15 protein-coding genes are annotated in these 19,842 nt (G+C 64.5%); 7 read left to right on the forward strand and 8 right to left on the reverse strand.

Annotated features, from left to right (window positions below; translation table 11 throughout):
• Positions 1–80: 80 nt before the first annotated feature.
• Positions 81–467, reverse strand: a complete 387-nt coding sequence (locus tag ACFTWF_RS34415) for a hypothetical protein (protein WP_378465554.1) — start codon at positions 465–467, stop codon at positions 81–83.
• 573 nt (positions 468–1,040) lie between these two features.
• On the opposite strand from ACFTWF_RS34415, the gene ACFTWF_RS34420 reads away from it, so the two are divergent.
• On the forward strand, positions 1,041–1,247 hold the full coding sequence (locus ACFTWF_RS34420) for a hypothetical protein (protein WP_378465555.1): 207 nt from the start codon (positions 1,041–1,043) through the stop codon (positions 1,245–1,247).
• Here the strand turns inward: ACFTWF_RS34420 and helR are convergent.
• A complete protein-coding gene (gene helR, locus ACFTWF_RS34425) occupies positions 1,213–3,414 on the reverse strand; it encodes an RNA polymerase recycling motor ATPase HelR (RefSeq protein ID WP_378465556.1) in 2,202 nt (733 codons plus the stop codon). The two genes, ACFTWF_RS34420 and helR, sit on opposite strands and share 35 nt — an antisense overlap.
• A 303-nt stretch (positions 3,415–3,717) precedes the next feature.
• Here helR and ACFTWF_RS34430 point away from each other — a divergent pair, with 303 nt between their 5' ends.
• Complete coding sequence (locus ACFTWF_RS34430) at positions 3,718–4,176, forward strand: TIGR03618 family F420-dependent PPOX class oxidoreductase (RefSeq protein WP_378465557.1); 459 nt, start codon at positions 3,718–3,720, stop codon at positions 4,174–4,176.
• 514 nt (positions 4,177–4,690) lie between these two features.
• Here ACFTWF_RS34430 and ACFTWF_RS34435 read toward each other — a convergent pair.
• The 4 genes from ACFTWF_RS34435 to ACFTWF_RS34450 form a co-directional block, all read right to left on the reverse strand.
• Complete coding sequence (locus tag ACFTWF_RS34435; protein ID WP_378465558.1) at positions 4,691–5,353, reverse strand: PolC-type DNA polymerase III; 663 nt, start codon at positions 5,351–5,353, stop codon at positions 4,691–4,693.
• Entirely contained in the window at positions 5,350–7,176 is a 1,827-nt protein-coding gene (locus ACFTWF_RS34440; RefSeq protein WP_378465559.1) for a putative nucleotidyltransferase substrate binding domain-containing protein, read from the reverse strand. The genes ACFTWF_RS34435 and ACFTWF_RS34440 overlap by 4 nt, the downstream gene beginning before the upstream one ends.
• Positions 7,177–7,270: 94 nt before the next feature.
• Positions 7,271–7,924, reverse strand: coding sequence for an FMN-dependent NADH-azoreductase (locus ACFTWF_RS34445; RefSeq protein WP_378465560.1), 654 nt, complete (start codon positions 7,922–7,924; stop codon positions 7,271–7,273).
• A gap of 625 nt (positions 7,925–8,549) precedes the next feature.
• On the reverse strand, positions 8,550–11,975 hold the full coding sequence (locus ACFTWF_RS34450) for a protein kinase (RefSeq protein ID WP_378465561.1): 3,426 nt from the start codon (positions 11,973–11,975) through the stop codon (positions 8,550–8,552).
• Positions 11,976–12,534: 559 nt separating this feature from the next.
• Between ACFTWF_RS34450 and ACFTWF_RS34455 the strand changes: the two genes are divergently transcribed.
• From ACFTWF_RS34455 to ACFTWF_RS34475, 5 genes are all read left to right on the forward strand, one after another.
• Positions 12,535–12,774 (forward strand): hypothetical protein, encoded by a 240-nt coding sequence (locus ACFTWF_RS34455; RefSeq protein WP_378465562.1) that lies wholly within the window; start codon positions 12,535–12,537, stop codon positions 12,772–12,774.
• A complete protein-coding gene (locus ACFTWF_RS34460) occupies positions 12,749–14,101 on the forward strand; it encodes an APC family permease (RefSeq protein WP_378465563.1) in 1,353 nt (450 codons plus the stop codon). The genes ACFTWF_RS34455 and ACFTWF_RS34460 overlap by 26 nt, the downstream gene beginning before the upstream one ends.
• A gap of 141 nt (positions 14,102–14,242) precedes the next feature.
• On the forward strand, positions 14,243–15,076 hold the full coding sequence (locus ACFTWF_RS34465; protein WP_378465564.1) for a mycofactocin-coupled SDR family oxidoreductase: 834 nt from the start codon (positions 14,243–14,245) through the stop codon (positions 15,074–15,076).
• Positions 15,077–15,305: 229 nt separating this feature from the next.
• A complete protein-coding gene (locus tag ACFTWF_RS34470) occupies positions 15,306–15,857 on the forward strand; it encodes a winged-helix domain-containing protein (RefSeq protein WP_378465565.1) in 552 nt (183 codons plus the stop codon).
• 67 nt (positions 15,858–15,924) lie between these two features.
• On the forward strand, positions 15,925–16,755 hold the full coding sequence (locus ACFTWF_RS34475) for a mycofactocin-coupled SDR family oxidoreductase (RefSeq protein WP_378465566.1): 831 nt from the start codon (positions 15,925–15,927) through the stop codon (positions 16,753–16,755).
• 918 nt (positions 16,756–17,673) lie between these two features.
• Here the strand turns inward: ACFTWF_RS34475 and ACFTWF_RS34480 are convergent.
• Both ACFTWF_RS34480 and ACFTWF_RS34485 read right to left on the reverse strand, forming a co-directional pair.
• A complete protein-coding gene (locus tag ACFTWF_RS34480; RefSeq protein ID WP_378465567.1) occupies positions 17,674–17,889 on the reverse strand; it encodes a hypothetical protein in 216 nt (71 codons plus the stop codon).
• Between the two features lie 133 nt (positions 17,890–18,022).
• On the reverse strand, positions 18,023–19,606 hold the full coding sequence (locus tag ACFTWF_RS34485; protein ID WP_378465568.1) for an APC family permease: 1,584 nt from the start codon (positions 19,604–19,606) through the stop codon (positions 18,023–18,025).
• Positions 19,607–19,842 lie beyond the last annotated feature (236 nt).

The following is a 19,842-nucleotide window of genomic DNA, read 5'->3' on the forward strand; positions in this document are numbered from 1 at the left end:
CATGCGATCGGCGCCGGCTGGGACGCGATTCGCTTGAATTCGAGTAGCATTGCGGTTCAACAACTCTCGTCGGAGTTCGGTCACTGCGCGGCGGCGCGAATCGCTGCGACCAGCGCTGCGACAACGAGCACCAGTAGGAGGACCACAAGCAGCACGGGTGCGAGAAGGAGCGCGAGGAGCAGAAGGAGAGCGAGGCCGACCTTGGCCTTGCCGCTCAACCCGGATATCAGGGCTTTGGTCGCGGCCCATACCGGATTTTTCCCCGTCAGGGCGGCCCGAATGCCCTCGATTACGGCTTTGGTCCCTGCGTCGCTCTGTGCAGCCGACGCGATGAGGGACTTCAACCATTTCTCGGCCTTCTGGAAAATGTCCTGAGCGACATTATCGGCGCGGCCGCGCAGCGCGTTCACGATTCTGCGGAACTGGGATTTGAGCCATTCGATGACGGCCCCGATCGAGCGCGACACCAGCTGGCGTGGGGGATCGGGAGGATCTCCTTCGTCGGTGCGTTGTGACGCAATATCGGGCCCGCGCGTGCGTGTCGGCGCGGTGGCCCGCGGGTGCGCAGATGCGTGGGGTTCGTCGTCGCGCGGACGCCTGCGCGCCGGCGGCTTCGTGGTGGTGGTCTGCTCCCGCTCGCGAGACTCCGGCGCGGTCGAGGCGGCCGGACGCCTGGGCGGAAGCGGGCGTCTCCGCGGGAGCCGCCCGGCGACGGTGGTGCACGGCGTGGTCGTTCGTGTCGCCTTCGTCGGCGACCGGGTCGGCGCACCGGACTTCGCGGTTTTCTTTACGGTGCCATTGTTCCCGGTTTCACGGTGGGAGAGAGTGCTTCCACGGTCAGGCCGGACCGGCGCAGTCCGGCCGCTCGCCTGCTCGCGTGTACCCATATTCTGCAATTACCCCGCGGACAATTCTCGAAACCGCGGAGTTACCCGGGCGCTCACGATGTCGGCGTCGGATCTGGAACGAAGGGCTAACGAAGGGCTTTCGGAGGGTGCGCCGCGGCCCGCAAGGGGGGAGACTGGAACCAGGAGGACGTCATGCGGGCGCTACGTGGACTGCTCGACACGGTGCTGGGACTCGTTACCGCCGTACTCGGCACGGTGCTGGGAATCGTGGCGGCCGTGGTGTGGCTCGTCGGTCTCATATTGTGCGTGACGATTCTTCTCATTCCTCTGGGTCTTCCCGTCATGAGGCTCGCCCGTCGATTGTTCACCCTTGCCGGGCAGTTGATGCATCTTCCTTGAACGCGGGTCGATCCGCGGAGCTCGTGAGGATGACGAGCTGTCCGGTCGCTCGCGTCATGGCGACATACCGGTCGACCGCTCCTTCGATGCCCGTGCCGAAGGACTCCGGGTCGACGAGGACGACGAGGTCGAATTCGAGGCCCTTCGACAATTCCGGGGTCAGCAATCGGACGCGGGGTGCTGCCCGGAACGAAGACTCTGCGATGTCTCCGGAACCGATGACGCAGGCGATCCCGTCGGCATGGTCGGCGAGCCACATGTCGAGAATCTTTCCCAGATCCGACGCAGGTCCGTGCACAACGGGGACACCGCTGCGGCGGATGGAGGCCGGCACGTTGGCGTTCGGGAGCACGGCCCGGATAACCGGATCGGCTTCCGTCATGATTTCCTCGGGTGTCCGGTAGTTGATGCTGAGGGCCGCCAGGTCGATCCGGTCGAGCCCGACCCGCTCGAGTCGTTCGTGCCACGACTCCGTGAACCCGTGCCGGGCCTGGGCGCGGTCGCCGACGATGGTGAAGCTGCGGGACGGGCACCGGAGCAACAACATCTGCCACTCCGCGTCCGTGAGTTCCTGAGCCTCGTCCACGACGACGTGCGCGAACGGTCCGGCGAGCAGATCCGCCTCGGTTCCCGGCAGAGCGGATTCGTCGACCAGTGACTGCTGCAGGTCCTGGCCCCGCAGCATCGACATCACGAGTAATTCGGAGTCGTCGGCGGCGATCAGGTCGTCGACGACATTGCTCATGCGCGCGCGTTCGGCAGCGACCGAGGCGTGGTACTGACGTTGCCGCCGGGACGCCTCGGGGTCGCCGAGCCGCTGCCGGGCCGCGTCCAGGAGTGGCAGGTCGGACACCGTCCAATTCTGGGCGTCCGCGCGCTGGAGTGCGCGCACCTCGTCAGCGCGGAGCCACGGCGCGCACTTGCGGAGGTAGGCGGGCACCGACCACAGGTCTCCGACGAGGTCGGCAGCCTCGATGATCGTCCACGCGTTGTCGAGGGTCGCGCGCAATTCGTCGTTCTGCAGCAACGACTTCCGGAGTTGGACCGCCGGAACGTCGCCGTCGTACTTGTCCAGCAGGATCGTGAGCAGCAGCTCCCAGACCTGTTCGCGCGCTTCGTTGTGCGGAGTGCCGGGTTCCGGTGCTTCGAACGCCTCGGCCCAGTCGTCGGGGCCCAGCCAGATGTCGGACCAGTCGGTCGCGACCGTCATGCCCGTGGTGGGAGGTTCCTCGTAGAAGGCGACGGCTGCGTCGATCGCCTTCACCAGATCCGCGGACGATTTCAGGCGCGCCACTTCCGGGTCCTCTTCGATCCTGGCTGTGGCGCCCTCGGGGACGAGGTCCCGCAGTGTGCAGAGCTGCACCCCCTCCTCGCCCAGGCTCGGCAACACGTCGGCGACGTACGCCAGGTAGGGCTCGTGCGGACCGACGAACAGCACGCCGTGCCGGAGTCGAGGATCGGAGTAGAGCAGATACGCGGCGCGGTGCAGCGCGACGACGGTCTTACCGGTGCCCGGACCGCCGTCGACGACGAGGGCGCCGCTGGAGCCCGCGCGGATGATGGCGTCCTGGTCGGCCTGGATGGTGCCGAGTACGTCTCGCATCCGGTTCGAGCGATTGCTACCGAGGCTGGCAATGAATGCGGATTGGTCGTCGAGCGCGGCGTTCCCGTCGAACCCGTCAGCGGTGAATACCTCGTCCCAGTAGTCGCTGATCCGGCCGCGGGTCCAGCGATACCTGCGGCGTAGTTTCACGCCCATCGGGTTGGCATGTGTCGCCCCGAAGAACGGCTCGGCCGCGGGGGAGCGCCAGTCGACCAGCAACTGGTTGCCCGCGCTGTCCATGAGGCCGAGGCGTCCCACGTACATCGGTTCGAGGGTGTCGGCATCGACGATGTGTCCGAGGCAGAGGTCCAGACCGAAGCGGCGCAGGGCGCGCAGCTGAGCGGTCAGCTGGTGGACCATCATGTCCCGCTCCATCGCTTCCTGCCCCAGGCGGCGGGGCGCCCTGCGTTCGACATCGATGCGATCGGCCAGGTCGGCGATGGACTCCTCGAGGCTTGTCGCGATCGCCGCGAAGTGGCTCTCGTCGTCGGCGATCAGCGCGGGGTCGGCTTTGGCGGTGAGATTGGCGGGAAGGTCGAACGCGCTGGTGGTCAGTGGGCTCACGTCAAGGGCTCCGATCTGAGGTTGGTGCTTGTGGATCCTGCTCTCGACGTCTTCATGCGACCTGTCCGTCCGCGACGACATACGCAATTCGTCCACTCCCATTTCCGTCGGTTCCGGCTTCGGTCCGACGATTCTGCGGCACGACCCGGGCCTTGCCGCAAGGCCCCCGGTGCGATATAGATTGAAAGTGGAAGAGAGGTGTACTCCTTCCGTTCATCGCCCGATTCGGTCGCTCACAGCCCACGAAGCGCTTCGGAAGTTCGCTCGCCTGCCGCGAGCAGAGCACAAAAGGGAGGTCACCCGGTGCCTACTCTTCAGGACGCCTTCGGGCTCGCTCGCGCCGATCAGGGGTTGGCAGTAGTTGCCACCCTGCGCGCCGACACAACCATCCAGTCGAGCGTGGTCAATACCGGCGTCCTCGCGCATCCCGTCACGGGCGAGAGTGTGCTGGCCTTCGTTGCGCTCGGCAAGGTCAAGCTGGCCAATCTGCGGGCCCGTCCCCAGGTGACGACGACCTTCCGCAATGGCTGGCAGTGGGCGACGGTCGAAGGTCGTGCGGAACTTGCCGGTCCGGACGATCCTCAACCCTGGCTGGACTCCGAGCGGTTGCGGTTGCTGTTGCGTGACATCTTCGTCGCGGCGGGCGGAACCCATGACGACTGGTCGGAGTACGACCGGGTGATGGCCGCGGACCGCCGAACCGCCGTGTTCGTCCGGCCGGATCGCATTTACAGCAATCCGGCGCCGGCGAGCACGGATTGACCCGGACTTCTCTTCGGAAACGGCGGGAGGGATTCGTGTCGTAGGTGCGAGGTACATTCGCGCTGCGACGAAACAGGTCGCCACTCACATCCTCGATATCCGAGAGTTCCCGGCTCGGAGGGATACGAGGTGCATCCGCACCTCGTATCTGGGTGAGTGGCGACCATTTCTTCGCCCGAAGTGTGTGATCACGGAATTCCGGCACCTGTCGGTAGGCGCCGGGGCGCGAGTGAGCGGGCGCGTGTCAGCGCTCGCCGCGACGGAGTGTGCGGGTGTGCCGTCGGCGGTCGGCTTTGGTCATACCACCCCAGATTCCGCAGGGTTCGCCTCCTGGACTCGCACGGGCAGGTGCGTCACGTCATCGTCTCGGGGATCCGACGCTGGGGGCGGACGGTGAGGTGGCCGGCAGGTCCGGGTTCTACATCGATGTCACCGATCTGCATGCGCAGAATCGTGTTATCCACGGCCCTGGGGTGAGTCGGTTCGCGCTGCGCACAAGTGTGGTGATCGACGTTCAGGTTGACAGTGTGATGAGGCGACTACCTGCTCGAATGCCGTCGCTACGTTCGAGTTTGGTGGCGAGCGCGAGGAAGAGGTTGGCGGTGGTCATCGCGTCACCGAGAGCATGATGTGGTGTGTGCACCGGTAGTCCCATGCGTGAGGCTGCGTATTCGAGGGCGACCGAGTGGTTGGGCCTGGTGGGGATGTCGAGGACGATTGATGCGAGTTTCGCCGTGTCGATCACATTGCTGGTGAACACGCGTTGTGAGCATTTGAAGGCGCGCCGGAGGAAAGAGTGCTCGATCCACGCCCCGTGCGCTACGAGGATGTGTCCGCGTAGCAGTTCGTCGAGTCGGTCGACGCATTCATCGATCGACGGAGCCGTGGCCAGATCCTGTTTCCGCAGGCAGTGTGTGCGGAGTGCTGCTTCCGAGCTCTCCCGTTCTGATCGGACGAGGCTGTATGCGGCGTCGGAGGCCACGATTCTCCCGTCCCGTATGGGCACCGCCCCATAGGAGATGATGTGGTCTTTGCACGTGTCGAGTCCGGTGGTTTCGAGATCGATGACGAGGTAGTTCGACGAGCGCCAGGTAGGTGTCGTGTGGTGCCTCTCGATCGGCATTTCGAGGTCGCTATTCGCGAAGCTGCGTCGTTTCCATTTCAGTTTCTTGGTCATTGGTCGTACCGATCTGAGCTTATCCGTTCTTGTACCTGGTTGATCGAGCGGAACGCCGCACGTAGGTGTCGGCGTTGAAGACTGTCGAGCTTGTCGACGTCGACGGTGGAGCTGATTGCGTGGTCGTTCTTGATCGCGTGGATCTGCTCGCCGAGGACGAGGTCATAACACAGAGTGAAGGCACCTTTGAGCGATTCCGCTTCGTCGAGGTCGAGAAGGCCGGCATCGTGTGCGCGGTCGAGTCGGTCCACAGTTGATCCGGTTGTGTCGCCGGTGCGAAGGGCTAGTGCACGGGCCAAGGACACGACCGGCCTCAGCCCGGCCTTCTTCAGGTTGAGGTGGCCTTTGAGCTCGCCGAACCTGCCGATGACGAAGTTGCGCGCGAACCCGGAGGGGGGCCGGCTGCCCAGCGAGTAGTGCGTGAAAGTGCGGGCGAAGCTGTGGTTGTCGGTTCCTGCTGCGAAAGCTGCCCGTACCGGTTGAGCCAGGGCGGTATTGGTGATCGGTCGTGCGTCGAGCAGCGTCGAGGAAAGCATGAGGTATTTGGAGTTGTCGAGTTCTTCCCGCCAGAAAACGGCAGCCTGTTGCCACGCGGCGACTGTGCGATTGAACAGCGGTGACGAGGCGTTGAGTCCCTCGGGGCACGGCATCAGTCCGAACTGGTTGAGTCGGTTCAACAGCGGGTGGCAGGCAGCTGCGACATCTTCGCGGCGGGGTTGGGAACAGCCGTTGCCTCTGATCGGATTCCAGACGAGGGCGGTATCGACATCGGAGTTCAACAACGGCTCGCGGCGACCGAGCGAGCCGAGCAGCATCCAGCTGCTGTGGATCCCGGACAGGGGTGCTGTCGTACTGCACAGCTCGACGAGTTTGCGGAAGACGGCTTCGACCATGGTCGAATACAGCGCCCCCAGATGGAATGGAGGAACCCCCGCGTCCCACAGCTCCACCGCGGTCGGGCGCAGCATCGTTGTGGCCTGCGCGAGCTCGTCGAACGATCTCGCCGATGAGGTAGCACTCCGAATGAGCAAGGGGTGACGGACGTCAGTTGCTGCGATGTCGACGACACGCGCAATGCCCACTGCGGCCCCAGCGGTGTCGGTGACGACGAGATGATGGATGCCGTGTTCGACCATGTGTAGGTAGGCGGTGCTGACGGTGACGTCGGACGAGATCGCCATCGCCGGAATGCTGGCGATAGCCGAAATCGGTGCATTTACGGGAATCTCCCCGGTTGCCACCCTCTTGCGGAAATCATCGTCCGTGACGATGCCGATCTGGCCGTCGTGCACGAAGTTCGTACACGACTGGCCGGTGCGGGTCATGGTCTGGGCGACCTCGCGGATGGAATCGGAGGCATGGCACCAGGTGATGGGGTGGGTGAGATCGACGATGGAGCGTTCGAGCCTGTTGAACGATCCGCCGGATGCCAGCAGGCGCTCGCGCGCAGTGACTGTTCCGTAGTGCGCATAGCGCAGGCGGTCCGGGTGCGCGACCACCGTGCGAGGGTCGGGGATGCGGTAGCAGAGGGTGTCTTCGGCGGCGCGCACCACGAGGGCCGGCGGCAGTCCGGAGAGCACCGAGACGTGACCGAAGGTGTCGCCCGAGGTGAGCACATCGACCGTGCGGCCACGGTCGAGCACTTCGACAGCACCGGTTCTGACGATGTAGAGATGTTCGAGCGCCGGTACGTTCTCGGGGACGATGATGTCCCCGCTGCCGAAGAATTCCACCTCCACCGTACGTGCGAGCTTGTCGAGATCGTCGCTGTCGAGCAGGTCGTACGGTGTTTGTGCTCCGAGGAAGTCGATGAATTCCTGCATCGCCTCGCCCTTCGTGGTCGGTGCTCGATGATCGGCCTCGGTGCCGCGGTCGCCCCTCTCGATGTGAAACGACCGCGGTCGGCAATTCTGCGGGTCAGCCGAAATGCTTCGCGAATTGCCGCGCCAAATCGACAACCTGGTGCTGGGCGGTCGCCTTGTTCGACTGCGAGGTGTCGACCCATGAGGCCATCGTCGGGATCCGTGAGGCCAGGGTCAGTTCGGCTCGGATGAAGGTGACGTCCATGCGCAGGGCCACCCCGAGTACCTGCTGCAATGGCGGGATCTGGTGATCGATGAGCTCATCGGGGCTCCCGGGGCCATACTGATCGCCACGGCTGGTCACCACGATCGCAGGTTTGCCGGCAAGCGGCTGCGTTACGGCATCGAACGTGGTGGTGATGCCGGGCACGTGAATGTAGTCGATCCACGCCTTGAGCGTCGACGGGATCGACCAGTTGTACATCGGAGCGCCGATCACGACGACGTCGGCCCCGATCAGTTCCTCGATCAGCTCGCGCTGGAGGGCATCGGCTTCGACGGGTACGGGTCGGCCGTTGGTGCGCAGTCTCGGTGCCCAGTGCAGCTCGTTGGTCGGGATGTGTGGCAGCGGGCTGGTGTGCAGGTCGCGCCGCACCACCGAGTACTCAGTGCCGAATGAGCTCCATTCCGCCGCGAACCGCGCCGTGAGATCCCTGCTGGTAGAGGAGTGAAGATCTGCCGACGAATCGACATGAAGTAGCTGGGGCACTGTCGTCCTTTCGTGGGCGGCGAGCTGTCGCCGCGCTTCGTGCCGGCTATCCGTGAAGCAGGAGCCGCTGCATGGGCCGGGCTCCGCGATTCCCCCGGCGAGGCAAGTCCTGGGCGAATTAGTCGTGGGAGGAGTGATAGCGCGTTTCTGCAGGCTACCATTCGATGTTCGGTAAAGGCACCCTCTTCTCGGGAATTTCCAGTTTTTTGATCGGTATCTCGATCGAACAGCGACTTGAATCCAGCTCTTGACAGACAATGCCGATCACCCGCTACTATCGGTTCGCTCGCGAAGGGGCGGCAAGGTGGTGGGGGTGTGAAGCTGGACCTTGTCGCCCTGCGGGCGTAGCGCGTGCTCGGCTATATCGACTGTGCTGCAACAGGGTTCGATTTTGTTCGACGAAGATCCATGTATAGCAGTGCAGCGCATTGTTTTCCTCGGCGGGATCAGTGCGCGATCATCAGGGGTCTGGCAGGTTCCCCGGAGGGCATCTCGAATGTTCTGCAGCACAGGCGTGTGAGTGACGGCAACGATCGGAATTTACCCGCCGATGGAGGTGACGGCACGCAAGCGCCGGACCGGGGTGCGGGCGGTGGTGAAAAGCTACAAGACGGTGGGTGTTCGCTCAGGTCCGCAGCATCGAGTCGAGAAACGAAACGTGTATCTCGGAGGCCTGCTGGTTGTCGGCGAGACGGCCTCGAACAGCCGCAAGTAACGACACCATCAGCCCACCACCGTCAGGGAGATAACGCACCAAGCCTCGTTCTTGGCAGGTATGCACCATCTGGGCAACGAGGCCTGTCGCTTCGTCGTGCCGTCCAGCGACGGCGAGGCAGGTGGCCAGCAGACGCTGCGCCTGTAGCAAAGCTCGACGTCGCCGGGTTCCCACCAGCGCGGTGACCCACTCCTGGGCCCAGGTGCAGGCCAGTTCGACGCTGCCGGCGTCAGAGGTGTCGAGTAGCCGCCTGATGGCGACCGCTTCTTCGAGTTGGACGATGACCTCCTCGAGCCCGTTGTTCGGATAGCGGCGATTCGAGTACTCGACGCCGGCGCAGTTCGGCGCCCGCAGTGGTCGAAGACCGAGGACGAGTCGTTCGTACTCCACCGCGGCGCCGAGCCGCGGTAGCTGCAGAGACGCGCCGAGTTGGGCGCCCGCCTCGAGGTACCGGGCCGCGGTGTCGTGTTCACCGCGATACACCTTGAGCCGAGCGCCACTGACGTAGTGGGCGAGCATGAAGTCGACGCCGCCTTCTCGCCCCAGGACGTGGCTCTCGTCGAGTAGGTGTTCGGCTTCGGCGATTTCCCCGCGTTCGTAGAGCAATGCGCCCAGCAGCGCCCCTGCCAGCAGCGCTGCCTGGCAGCGCTGGCCGCCGGATTCGACGGCCAGTCGGTGGGCTTTGCGGAACCGTCGCTCGGCACCGAAGAAATCGAGTTCTTCCATCTCGGCGAGTCCGGCAAAGCAGTGGCCGTAGATGACGCTGAAGGGTCCGCTCAGTTGGGTGTCATATTTCGCCGACTGCTGCTGCAGTTGACGGGTGGCTTCGAAGTCGAAGTCGAAGATCGTGACGAAGCCCGCGATTCCGGCTGCGGCGGAGGCCACCCATGGCGGCACCGCTTCCGGCCGTGCGAGACAGGCAGAGAGGAGTTCGCGAACCCCGTCGATCTGGTCGATGCCGATCTTGATGTCGGCTTGAACCACGTCGGCCTCGACCCGGAGGGCGGCGAGTTCTGCTGCGGGCAAGTGGCGGTGGGTGAGGAGCTCGGCGGCACGGGTGGCAGCCTTTCGAGCCGACTCCGGTCGTACCAGGGCGCTGTCCGCCCACGCAATGCACAGTTGGAGCCGGGCGCTGGTCGCGACGAGATGATCGGGCAGCTTGTCGACAAGGCCCAGTAGCGACGTGAGACGGCCCTGTTCGAGCAGGTGGAAGCCCTCTCGTTCCACGAGGTCGACCGCTCCGGTCGTGTCTCCTCCGGCGAGGGCGTGATCGACCGCCTCGCTGAGCAGATGGTGGGCGGCGAACCACCGTGCTGCCACCAGATGCAGGGGGCCGACCCGGTCCGGGAAATCTCGTTCCAGGCGTTTCCGCAGGAATTCGGCGAACAGATGGTGATAGCGGAACCACTTACCTTCGTCGTCTGTTCGCTGCAGGAACAGGTCCTGGCTCTCGATCTGTTCGAGTAGGGCCTGCCCATTCCCGACGTCGGCGAGTGCGGAGGCCAGCGAGCCGCACAGGCGTTCGGTCACCGACGTCTGCAGGAGGAAGTCGAGCACATCCGCGTCGAGGGCGTCGAGCACATTCTCGGCCAGGAATTCCCCGATCGCCGGGTGCCGGCCGGAGATGCTGCCGAGGAGCTGCTCGGGATTGTCCCGTCCACGCAGCGACAGCGACGCCAGCTGCAGAGCGGCCGCCCATCCCTCGGTCGAGTCGCGCAAGGTCGCAACGGCGTCGTCGGTGAGCTGCAGTCCGGCGCGGTCGACGAGCATCGCATGGCATTCCTCTATGGTGAATCGTAAAGAGGTGGAGTCGATTTCATTGAGTTCCCCGGTCACGCGCATCTTGGCGAGCGGCAGGTGGGCTTGGGTACGGCTGGCGACCACGATCCGCAGATGACGACAGCCGTTGTCGATGAGGTATCCGAGCGCGGCGATGGTGTCGGGATCGTCGACGCGGTGCCAGTCGTCGATCACCACGGCGAGATGCTCACTGCGGTGGTAGATGTCGTTCACCAGTGTCGCCAGTACGTAGTGTTGTGCTTGTTCGCCGTGTTCCTCGAGGATCTGACCCAACTCGCCCGCCAGCGTCGGTTTGACCTGTCTGATCGCCTCGACGAGGTGGGCGAGGAACCACGCGACATTGTTGTCGTCGTGATCGATGGTCATCCAGGCGACCGGCACGGCGTCGGAGACGAGGATGTCGCGCCATTGTGCGGCGAGCGTGCTCTTGCCGAAGCCGGCCGGCCCGTGAATCACCGTCAGCCGTCGCGGCAGGCCCGCGCGGAGCTCGTCGAGGAGGCGTTCGCGGCCGACCATCGCGTGGGTCGAGGGCGGGCGGGATCGGGTGACTGGGATCGGTGGGGTGGTGAACCGGGGCGCCGGTGAGGTGCCGGTGGTCGGTGCGGGTGTGTCGCGGAACAGGTTTTCGCCCGTCGATGCGGGTATCGCCATGTCGTCGACGGTGAGCCGGTGACGCCGTTGGACGGCGCGGAGTTCGTCGCCGAGCGCGACCGCGGTGGCCGGCCGGTCGGCCGGCTCGAGGGACATGGCGCGTTCGACGGTGGCGGCGAGGTCGTCGGGGAACCCTTGTTCCCGCAGGTCCGGTATCGGCTGCTCGGTCATCCGCAGGAACTGGGAGATCAGTTTCTCGCCGTCGCGGCGTTCGAACGCGGCGTGAGCGGTGAGGAGGCAAAACAAGGTGGCACCGAGACCGTAGACGTCGGCTGTCGGCTCCGGTTCGGCTCCGCGGAGGATCTCGGGGGCGGTGAAGGCGGGGGAACCGGTGATAGAACCGCTGGTGGTGCGGAAGCCCCCCGCCACGCGTGCAATGCCGAAGTCGGTCAGTTGTGGTTCTCCGTAATCGGTGAGCAGAACATTGCCGGGTTTGACGTCGCGGTGGAGGATCTCGCGTCGATGGGCGGTCTCGAGGGCACCGGCGAGTTTGATGCCGTATCGAAGTGCCTGTTTCCACCCCACCGGGCCGCTGCGTCGTAGTGCGGCATCGATCGACCCGGCGCCGTGGAATTGCATCACGATGAACGGCCGGGCGGTGGCGGTCACCCCGACCTGATGAATGTTGACGATGTGCGGGTGTCCGGAGAGTTGGCCCATCGCGATCTGTTCGCGCAGAAATCGTTCACGACCGTCCGTGTCCAGAGCGGCAGTGAGCACTTTGACGGCGACCGTTCGGCGGAGGGACCGTTGGCGGCACCGGTACACGACACCGAACCCGCCGCGGCCCACTTCCTGCGCATCATCGAAGCCGGCCTCGGCGAGTTCCTCGACGACGCCACCGCCCGGGTCGCGCTGGGTGGCGAACGGATCGTTCACGTCCATCAGACAACCCGCCCTCGCTCTCGATGCAACGGCTGTTCCGGCGATACCGAGCTTAACCCTGGCAGGAGCTGGGACCCCCGGTCGAGAGCCGGGGACATACGGAGCTCGCTGCCGAGGACCCCGAGCCAACACATCGACCGGGAAATCCCCTCAGCGCATCACCGGCACGGCTTCCGCGATGAGCGCAGTGATCGGAGATCCGATCGGAAGCCGCATATCTTCGACTCTGTTGCTCAAATCAGCGAACGAATTGCTTCTGATCGACACAAGGGGGTTACCTTTGCCGAACGTGGGTGGTAGCTTATGCACATGGCGTGACAGAGATCACTCATGCGGAGGCTTTGAACCTCGCCGAGGGGCGCGACGGCGGTTTCGGTTGGGCGACAAGGCTTTCGGTCTGACAACTTGACAGTCCACGAGCGTGGGTGCTCTACCGCATCACGTCATTTCAACGACGCATACACGTCCGATAACAAGCTCGGAACGCACCGTGCCGGTGCGTTGACTTGCCATGCGGACTTCTGTGCGGCCCCCATCAGATGATCCCAAGGAGGAGACTGTGCAACAGGTCTCTGATTCTTCCGACGCCGCCCATCTCGAGTCGCTCGGGTACGAGCAGAAGTTCGATCGCAAGATGTCGTTGTGGTCGAATCTGGCGCTCGGCTTCTTGTATCTGTCGCCACTGGTCAGCGTGGTGGCGATGTTCGCGCAGGGGTTGGCCACTGCGGGTCCGCCATCGATGTTTCTGGATCCTCGTCGTCGGTGGTGGGCAGTTGTTGGTCGCGCTGATCTTCGGTGAGATCGTGGCGCAGTTCCCCATTGCGGGCGGGCTGTACCAATGGGCGCGACGGCTGTGGAGCGGCAAGTACGCATGGATGCTGTCGTGGATCTATCTCGCGACCGTCGTAGTTGCAATCGCGACCACCGCGATGTTCAGCTCGAGTTTCGTGGCGAACCTGTTCACCGGAACCGCGACGAGCACAGGCGTGGCAGTCACTCCCGGCGTGCAGGTCCTCATCGCCGGCAGCATGTTGCTGGTGGGTGTCCTGCTCAACATGACGGGCACGAAGACACTGGCCAGGATCGCCGGAGCCGGGTTGGCCGCCGAATTGGTTGGTGTCGTCGCCGTCGGTCTGTACCTCCTCGTGTTCGAACGCCACCAGCCGTTCTCCGTCTTCTTCGACACGATGGGGACGGGCGAGGGAGGCTACTTCGGCGCCTTCGTCGGTGCCGCGCTCGTCGGTCTGTTGATGGTCTACGGCTTCGAGGCGTGTGGTGAGGTCGCGGAGGAAGTGCCCAACCCGGGTCGCCGCATCCCGCAGGCGATGATCCTCACGGTCGTGGTCGGTGCAGGGTCCGCGTTGCTCTCCTTCGCAGGTTACGTATTGGCTGCCCCCAACCTTCAGCAGATCGTCGACGGGGATATCGCGGACCCGATCCCGGTGATCCTTCAAGACTCGATCGGTCTGTTCGGTACCAAGGCCTTCATGGTCATCGCCCTGACCTCCTTCCTGGCTTGCGTGATGGGTCAGCAGGCTGCTGCCAGCCGGCTGGTGTTCTCGTTCGCTCGCGACAACATGTTCCCCGGCAGCCACGTGTTCTCGAAGCTGTCGAAGGTCCGCCACGTCCCGGTCAACGCCATCGTCGGTGTGAACCTGTTGTCCGGCCTCATCCTCGCCTTCGTCTACTTCTTCCCCGAGTCGCTCTTCCGCGTGGCCTCCATGCAGATGCTCGCCGGCTACGTCGCGTTCCAGATGGTGGTTTTCGCCGCGCTGCGCTCCCGGCTGCGGGGCTGGAACCCTGCAGGCTCGTTCACCCTCGGCCGCGCCGGATTTGTCGTCAATATCGGCGCCCTGGTCTACGGCGTGCTGTCGATCCTCGTCCTCGCCAAGCCCTCCGGCGATCCCAGCCTGGCCTTCGTCGACCGCTGGATCGCTGTCGTCGGCTTCGCGGTTGTGACTCTCACCGGCCTGGCATACCTGCTCATCGCCAAGCCCGAGAAGAACTCGACCGCACCGGAGGGTGACGCGATCGAGGTCGCGGCCGCCATGCGGGCCCGTAGAGCAGGGCAGACCCTGGCTGCCCACACGGACCGGGACCGCGAAACCGCCGCGGCCGAATTCTGAGCGGCCTCAGCCGCCACCCCGACCCGGCTCGCCGACTGCGGCGAGCCGGGGCGGACCGACACCACACGACTGACCTCGTCTCGTCATCGGTAGTGCACCGGACGACATCACAGCGTCTCGTCTCGAAAGGGAGAAAAGAACATGGGCCAGCTCGACGGCAAGGTTGCCTTCATCACCGGACTTGCACGCGGACAGGGGAGGTCACACGCCCTCACCCTCGCGCGTGAAGGCGCCGACATCATCGGCCTCGACTTGTGCGGAGAGATCACGTCCACCGCATACGAGGGCGCAACTGGCGACGACCTCGACGAAACCGTCCGCCTGATCAAGGACCTCGGGCGCCGCGTCGTCGCCACCCGCGCCGACGTGCGTGACTACGACCAGGTCAAGGCCGCCTTCGACGCCGGACTCGACCAACTCGGGAGGGTCGACATCGTCATCCCGAACGCCGGCATCTGCGCGGGGGGACCGATCTGGGAGAACACCGTCGAAGCCTGGCGGGAGACGATCGACATCAACCTCACCGGTGTCTTCCACACGATCAAGGCAGCGACACCGACGCTCATCGAGCAGAACGAGGGCGGATCGATCGTCTTCATCGGCTCCACCGAGGCCCTCAAGGGCGCGGCGGGGATCGGGGCGTACTCGGCCTCCAAGCACGGCGTCACGGGTCTGATGACCTCCCTCGCACGGGAACTCGGCCCGTACAACATTCGGGTCAACTCGGTCAATCCGACCTGTGTCGACACCCACATGATTCAGAACGAGTTCGTTTGGAAGCTGTTCCGGCCCGACCTGGAGAAGCCGACGCGCGACGATGTCAGCGATACGTTCGCGAGTACGCACATCCTCCCGGTGCCGTGGCTGGATCCTCGGGACATCAGCAACGCCATCTTGTACCTGGTCACCGAATCCGGGCGATACGTGACCGCAACGACAATGACCATCGATGCCGGTTTCATCGTCAAGTCCTAGCCGAGTCCGGGGTGTGGGGGCACGGCAGCAGGCTGCGCGTCCCCACGCCTCGCCCCACCATCACGGTGGCCTGCCCGCCGGGCCGCTGTCGACGCCATCTCAGCCACGGTCGGACGCGCGTAGACACCGCCCGATCTCGGCGCCGATCTGTGTGGTCCTCGCCGACCCAGCGACCGACACGGCAGCCTCGCGTTACCTCCAACGGCCCGGCGTGGTGCCCGGTGAGGTAGTGGTCCTGGCAGTCGAGTCGCGACGCCGGCACGGCGTCGCCACAGTCGAGGCATTGCGCCGCACCGGATATACGGAGGCCCTCGTGGTGGTCGGCCAGTTCGACGAGGACGCCAGGATCGCCCTCCTCGAGGCCGGGGCCGATCACGTTCTCAACCTGCCCATCGGTCCGCATGAGTTGGCCGCGTGGATTCGATCCTGTTGTCGCCGCGTCGATCGCACCCGGACCGGCGCGGCACCGACGCGGCGACCACTCGACCATCCGCACGGCATCACGCTGACCTGGAGTGACCGCACCATCGAGCGGAACGGCCGACGGATGTCACTGACCAAGACCGAGTTCGACATCATGACGATCCTCGTGCGCTGTGCCGGCCGGGCAGTCTCGCGCGAGTACCTCCTGATGATCGTGTGGGGGATCACGTCCGAGTCGAAAACCAACGTGCTCAACGCCTATGTGTGGTCGCTGCGCCGCAAGCTGGCCGGCATCGACGCCCCGACCGCCTTGCACACCGTTCGAGGGGTCGGGTTCGCACTGCGAGAGGCCCAGTGACGAACCAAGTTGGCCGTATGCGTGCACGAACGAAGATATACAAAACAAGAGAAATTGGAGAATGACAATGGGAAAGCTTGACGGGAAGGTCGCGTTCATCACGGGTGCGGCACGGGGCCAGGGCCGCGCCCACGCGGTGAAGTTCGCGCAAGAAGGCGCCAACATCATCGCCGTCGATGTCTGTGCACCGGTGAAGTCCGCCCCGTACGAGATGGGCACTGCCACGGAATTGGAGGAAACCACCCGTCTGGTCGAAGCAGCCGGGGGCAAGGTCGTGAGCACGATCGCGGACGTGCGCGACCTCGCCGCGCTGACCGCGGCCGTCGACGAGGGTGTCGCGCAGTTCGGTCGACTCGACATTATTCTCGGCAACGCCGGCATCTGCACCTACGGCGACCTCGCGACCATGTCGGAGGAGCAGTTCGACGAGATGATCGAAATCGACCTGACCGGCGTGTGGAAGACCGTCCGCGCCGGGGTCGGGAAGATCATCGAAGGCGGCAACGGCGGATCGATCGTGCTGACCAGTTCCACGGCGGGACTGAAGAACCAGAACACCATCGGACACTACGTCGCGGCCAAGCACGGTGTCACCGGTCTGACCAAGGCCCTGGCGAACGAGTTGGCACCGCACAACATTCGGGTGAACTCGATCCACCCCACGAACTGCCGGACACCTATGATGACCAATCCCGGTGTGCGGAAGATGTTCCGCCCGGACCTGGAGAACCCGACTCTCGAGGACGCAGTTCCCGCGTATGGATCGATTCTGCTTCTCGACACGCCCTGGGTCGAACCGGAGGATGTGTCGAACGCCATCCTGTTCCTCGTATCTGATGAAGGCCGGTTCGTCACGGGCACCGCCCTGCCTGTCGACGCCGGGATGCTCGCTAAGTAGCCCGCGGCCGGTGGCTGTCCTGCGATCCAGGACAACCACCGGCCGACGTTTCGGCTTCCGCCCACGACGTTGCACTCGCGGGCAGGTGAACTCGCCGGGAAGTGATCTGCTGGTCGCTCAGGTGAGGATGACCTCGCCACGTGCTCAGCACCATTCACATCCAGGCAACCCGCCCGGGCATCTCCAGTCCGCCGATCCGCGCGACAGCGTTGAATCGGAAGATGGCTGGCGTCGACCCTTGTCCCGGAACCGGAACGGTGTCCGGTCAGGGCGTCGGGATCCCCGGCCGATGGCTTTCGCCTCCGCCGCGATCCGGCGGGCCGCGTAGCAGCCGGACTGGATCGCGACCCGGTGACACCGGGCAGGCGATCTCTGGCCGTCATGTCCCCGACCACGAACACGTTCGGGTGACCGGGGAGGGTGAGGTCGGATTGCACTTCGATCCGGCCTGCTCGGTCCACCAGTGCACCCCACTGCTCACTTTTGCTGTCATTGACGGTGACACCGGCGGCCCTCCGACGCCTCGGCGCCGAGGTGCCACCGAGATAGGGGAGTATGTCGGTGGTCGGCCCGGCGAACCTAGTGGTACAACCCGATTGGGTCGAGTCTGCCCAACGGGAAATTGCCCTGTGGCTCCCGGAACTGACTGCAGGTTAAGACTTTCCATTGAATCTGTGTTCTCCAGCGGGTCCCCGGTGGGTGCCCGCTGGAGGACGGAGGAGTCCCCCGTCGGATCCGCACTCGGACGAATGTCAGGCGTCGACCTGATTGTGGGGCTGGACGTCTTTTCGGACGATGCGATCCGCGGCTCGAGCGTCGCGATGCGTGTGCTGATCATGGGTGGCGGTCGCTGGACTCGTCTCCATCACGTTGCGGTTCCTTCCTGTGGGTCACGTCGCTGGTGTCCAAGTGCCTTACCTAGGCATCAGGTGCGCCCCGTTCTGTGGCCACCTGGGTGGCGGTGTCGCTGCGAGGGGTGTCACGCCGTCGGCGGCCGCGGGTCAGTGCCCGGTGTCGTGCGTAGAACTGGTTGATGGTGAGCCCGAACTCGATGAAGACGTCATCTGGTGTCGGACCACCGTACGGCTCCCATTGCTGGTGGAATTCTTCGATTGCGTGGTTGTAGTGATCCATTCGCGTGACTCCGTCGGCCGGTATCGACCGAATGTATGGCGAGGGGAGGGTGGTGACGCGGCGGGGCGGTTGCAGCGCCGGATCGTGCTCGTACCCGGAACGCTGCAACCGCCGAAGCCGCGTTTTTCTTGTCTTATGCCTTGCCGGCGCGAAGACGTTGAGCGATCTCGATTGCATCGCCTTCGGGTGCTGTGGACTTCCGGTCCGGTTTGGCGACGAGCAAGTACACCAACCCGACTACCGCGACGACGAGGAACCCGATCAGTGCGATCCACCGGTCATAGAAGGGAAGGCTCGTGTCCGAGCTCGGTTTGGCGAGGATGACCATGGCGACGACGCCGTAGAGCAGTGCCCCGATGTTGATCGCCAGACCGCTGCGACCGAGGGTCCACGGTCCGCCGGGCTTCCAGCCTTTGAGCCGCATCCGCAGGGCAGCGAGGACGACCATCTGGAACGCGAAGTAGCCGGCCAGCATCTGGAATGCGGCGATCCGGAAGAGCGAGTCGGGGGAGAAGTAGACGAAGATGACCAGGAGCACCGGGAGGACGTTGACGGCGATCAGCGCGTTGATCGGTACGTGACGCTTCCGGGCGGTGCGGGAGAACAGGGCGCTGCCGGGGAACATGCCGTCCCGTGCGAACGAGTAGACCAGGCGGCTGACCGCGGCCTGCTGGCCCATGACACCGGCGATGAACGAGGTCAACACGGTGATGAGGAAGAGTTTGGTGCCGATCAGTCCCATGCTGTCGTGCAAGATCGCCGGGATCGGGTTGCTGTCCTCGCCGTTGACGATCGCTTGCAGGTTCGGGGCGGCGAGCACATAGCCGGCGAACGCGATTACGGCGACGACCATGCCGATGATGACGGTCATGGCCATGGACACGGGGATGGCGCGGGCAGGGTTGGGCGTTTCCTCGGCGACCTCACCGCAGGATTCGAAGCCATAGAACATGTACAGGCCCACCAGAGACGCGCCGAGGAACGCGAAGAAGTAGGGGCTCGAACCGCCGGCACCCATCGTGTCGAAAAAGACGGAGAACGGCTGCTTACGCTCGAAGAGCAACAGATAGAGGCCGATCACCATGATGCCGACGACCTCACAGATGAGCCCGATTTGAGAGACACGGGCGAGGGTCTTCGTTCCGGCCATGTTCAAGACGAGGCAGACGGTGATTACGCACAGGGTGATCGTCAGCTTCTGCAGCGGCGAGGCAGTGATGGACGGTTCGGCGTCGGTGCCCCAGAACAGGCTGGCAATGAAATCCGAGCTGAACAGCGCCGTCGTCGTAATGCCGATGGTGATGCCGAAGACGTAGATCCACGCCATCCACCAGGCGTATCGGCCGTTCCACAATCGGCGACCCCACTGGTACAGGCCACCGGCGAGCGGGAACTGGGAGACGACTTCACCGAAGACTAGGGCGACGAGGAGCTGGCCGCCGGCAATGAGGAAGATCCAGAACAGCGCCGGCGGGCCGGCGGTACTTATGCCGAGGGCGAAGATCGACACCACACTCACCATGGGGGAGAGGTAGACGAACCCCAGGGCGAAGTTCGCGGACAGGCTCATCTTCCGCTCGAACTTGTTCTCGTACCCGAGTTCTCGTAGGTGTGCGTCGTCATCGAGATGCTCGTAGGCGTCTGATTTGGCGCGGTAGTTGTCGGGCGGAGGTGGCGTGTCCGCCTGGAGGTCGGCGCTGTCACCGGTGGCAGGCATTTTGCGGTCCCTTCGAGGTTCTTTCATTGTGAACGTGACCGGATTGCGTATGTGTCGCAAACGCGGCCCGGATGCGGCTCGTCATCAACTCCGCGGCAGGAATCTCACCTTCGCCGCCGGACGATGATCCGTGTTGTGGGAAACGCTACCCCGTGATCGGTATTACGGCTACAGTCTGGCGAAAATTTGGCATAACGATCGGGAAAGCGGACATGATGGCATTTGTAACGGAAACT

This window comes from Rhodococcus sp. NPDC056960, assembly GCF_042674125.1.
Classification (GTDB): Bacteria; Actinomycetota; Actinomycetes; order Mycobacteriales; family Mycobacteriaceae; genus Rhodococcus_F.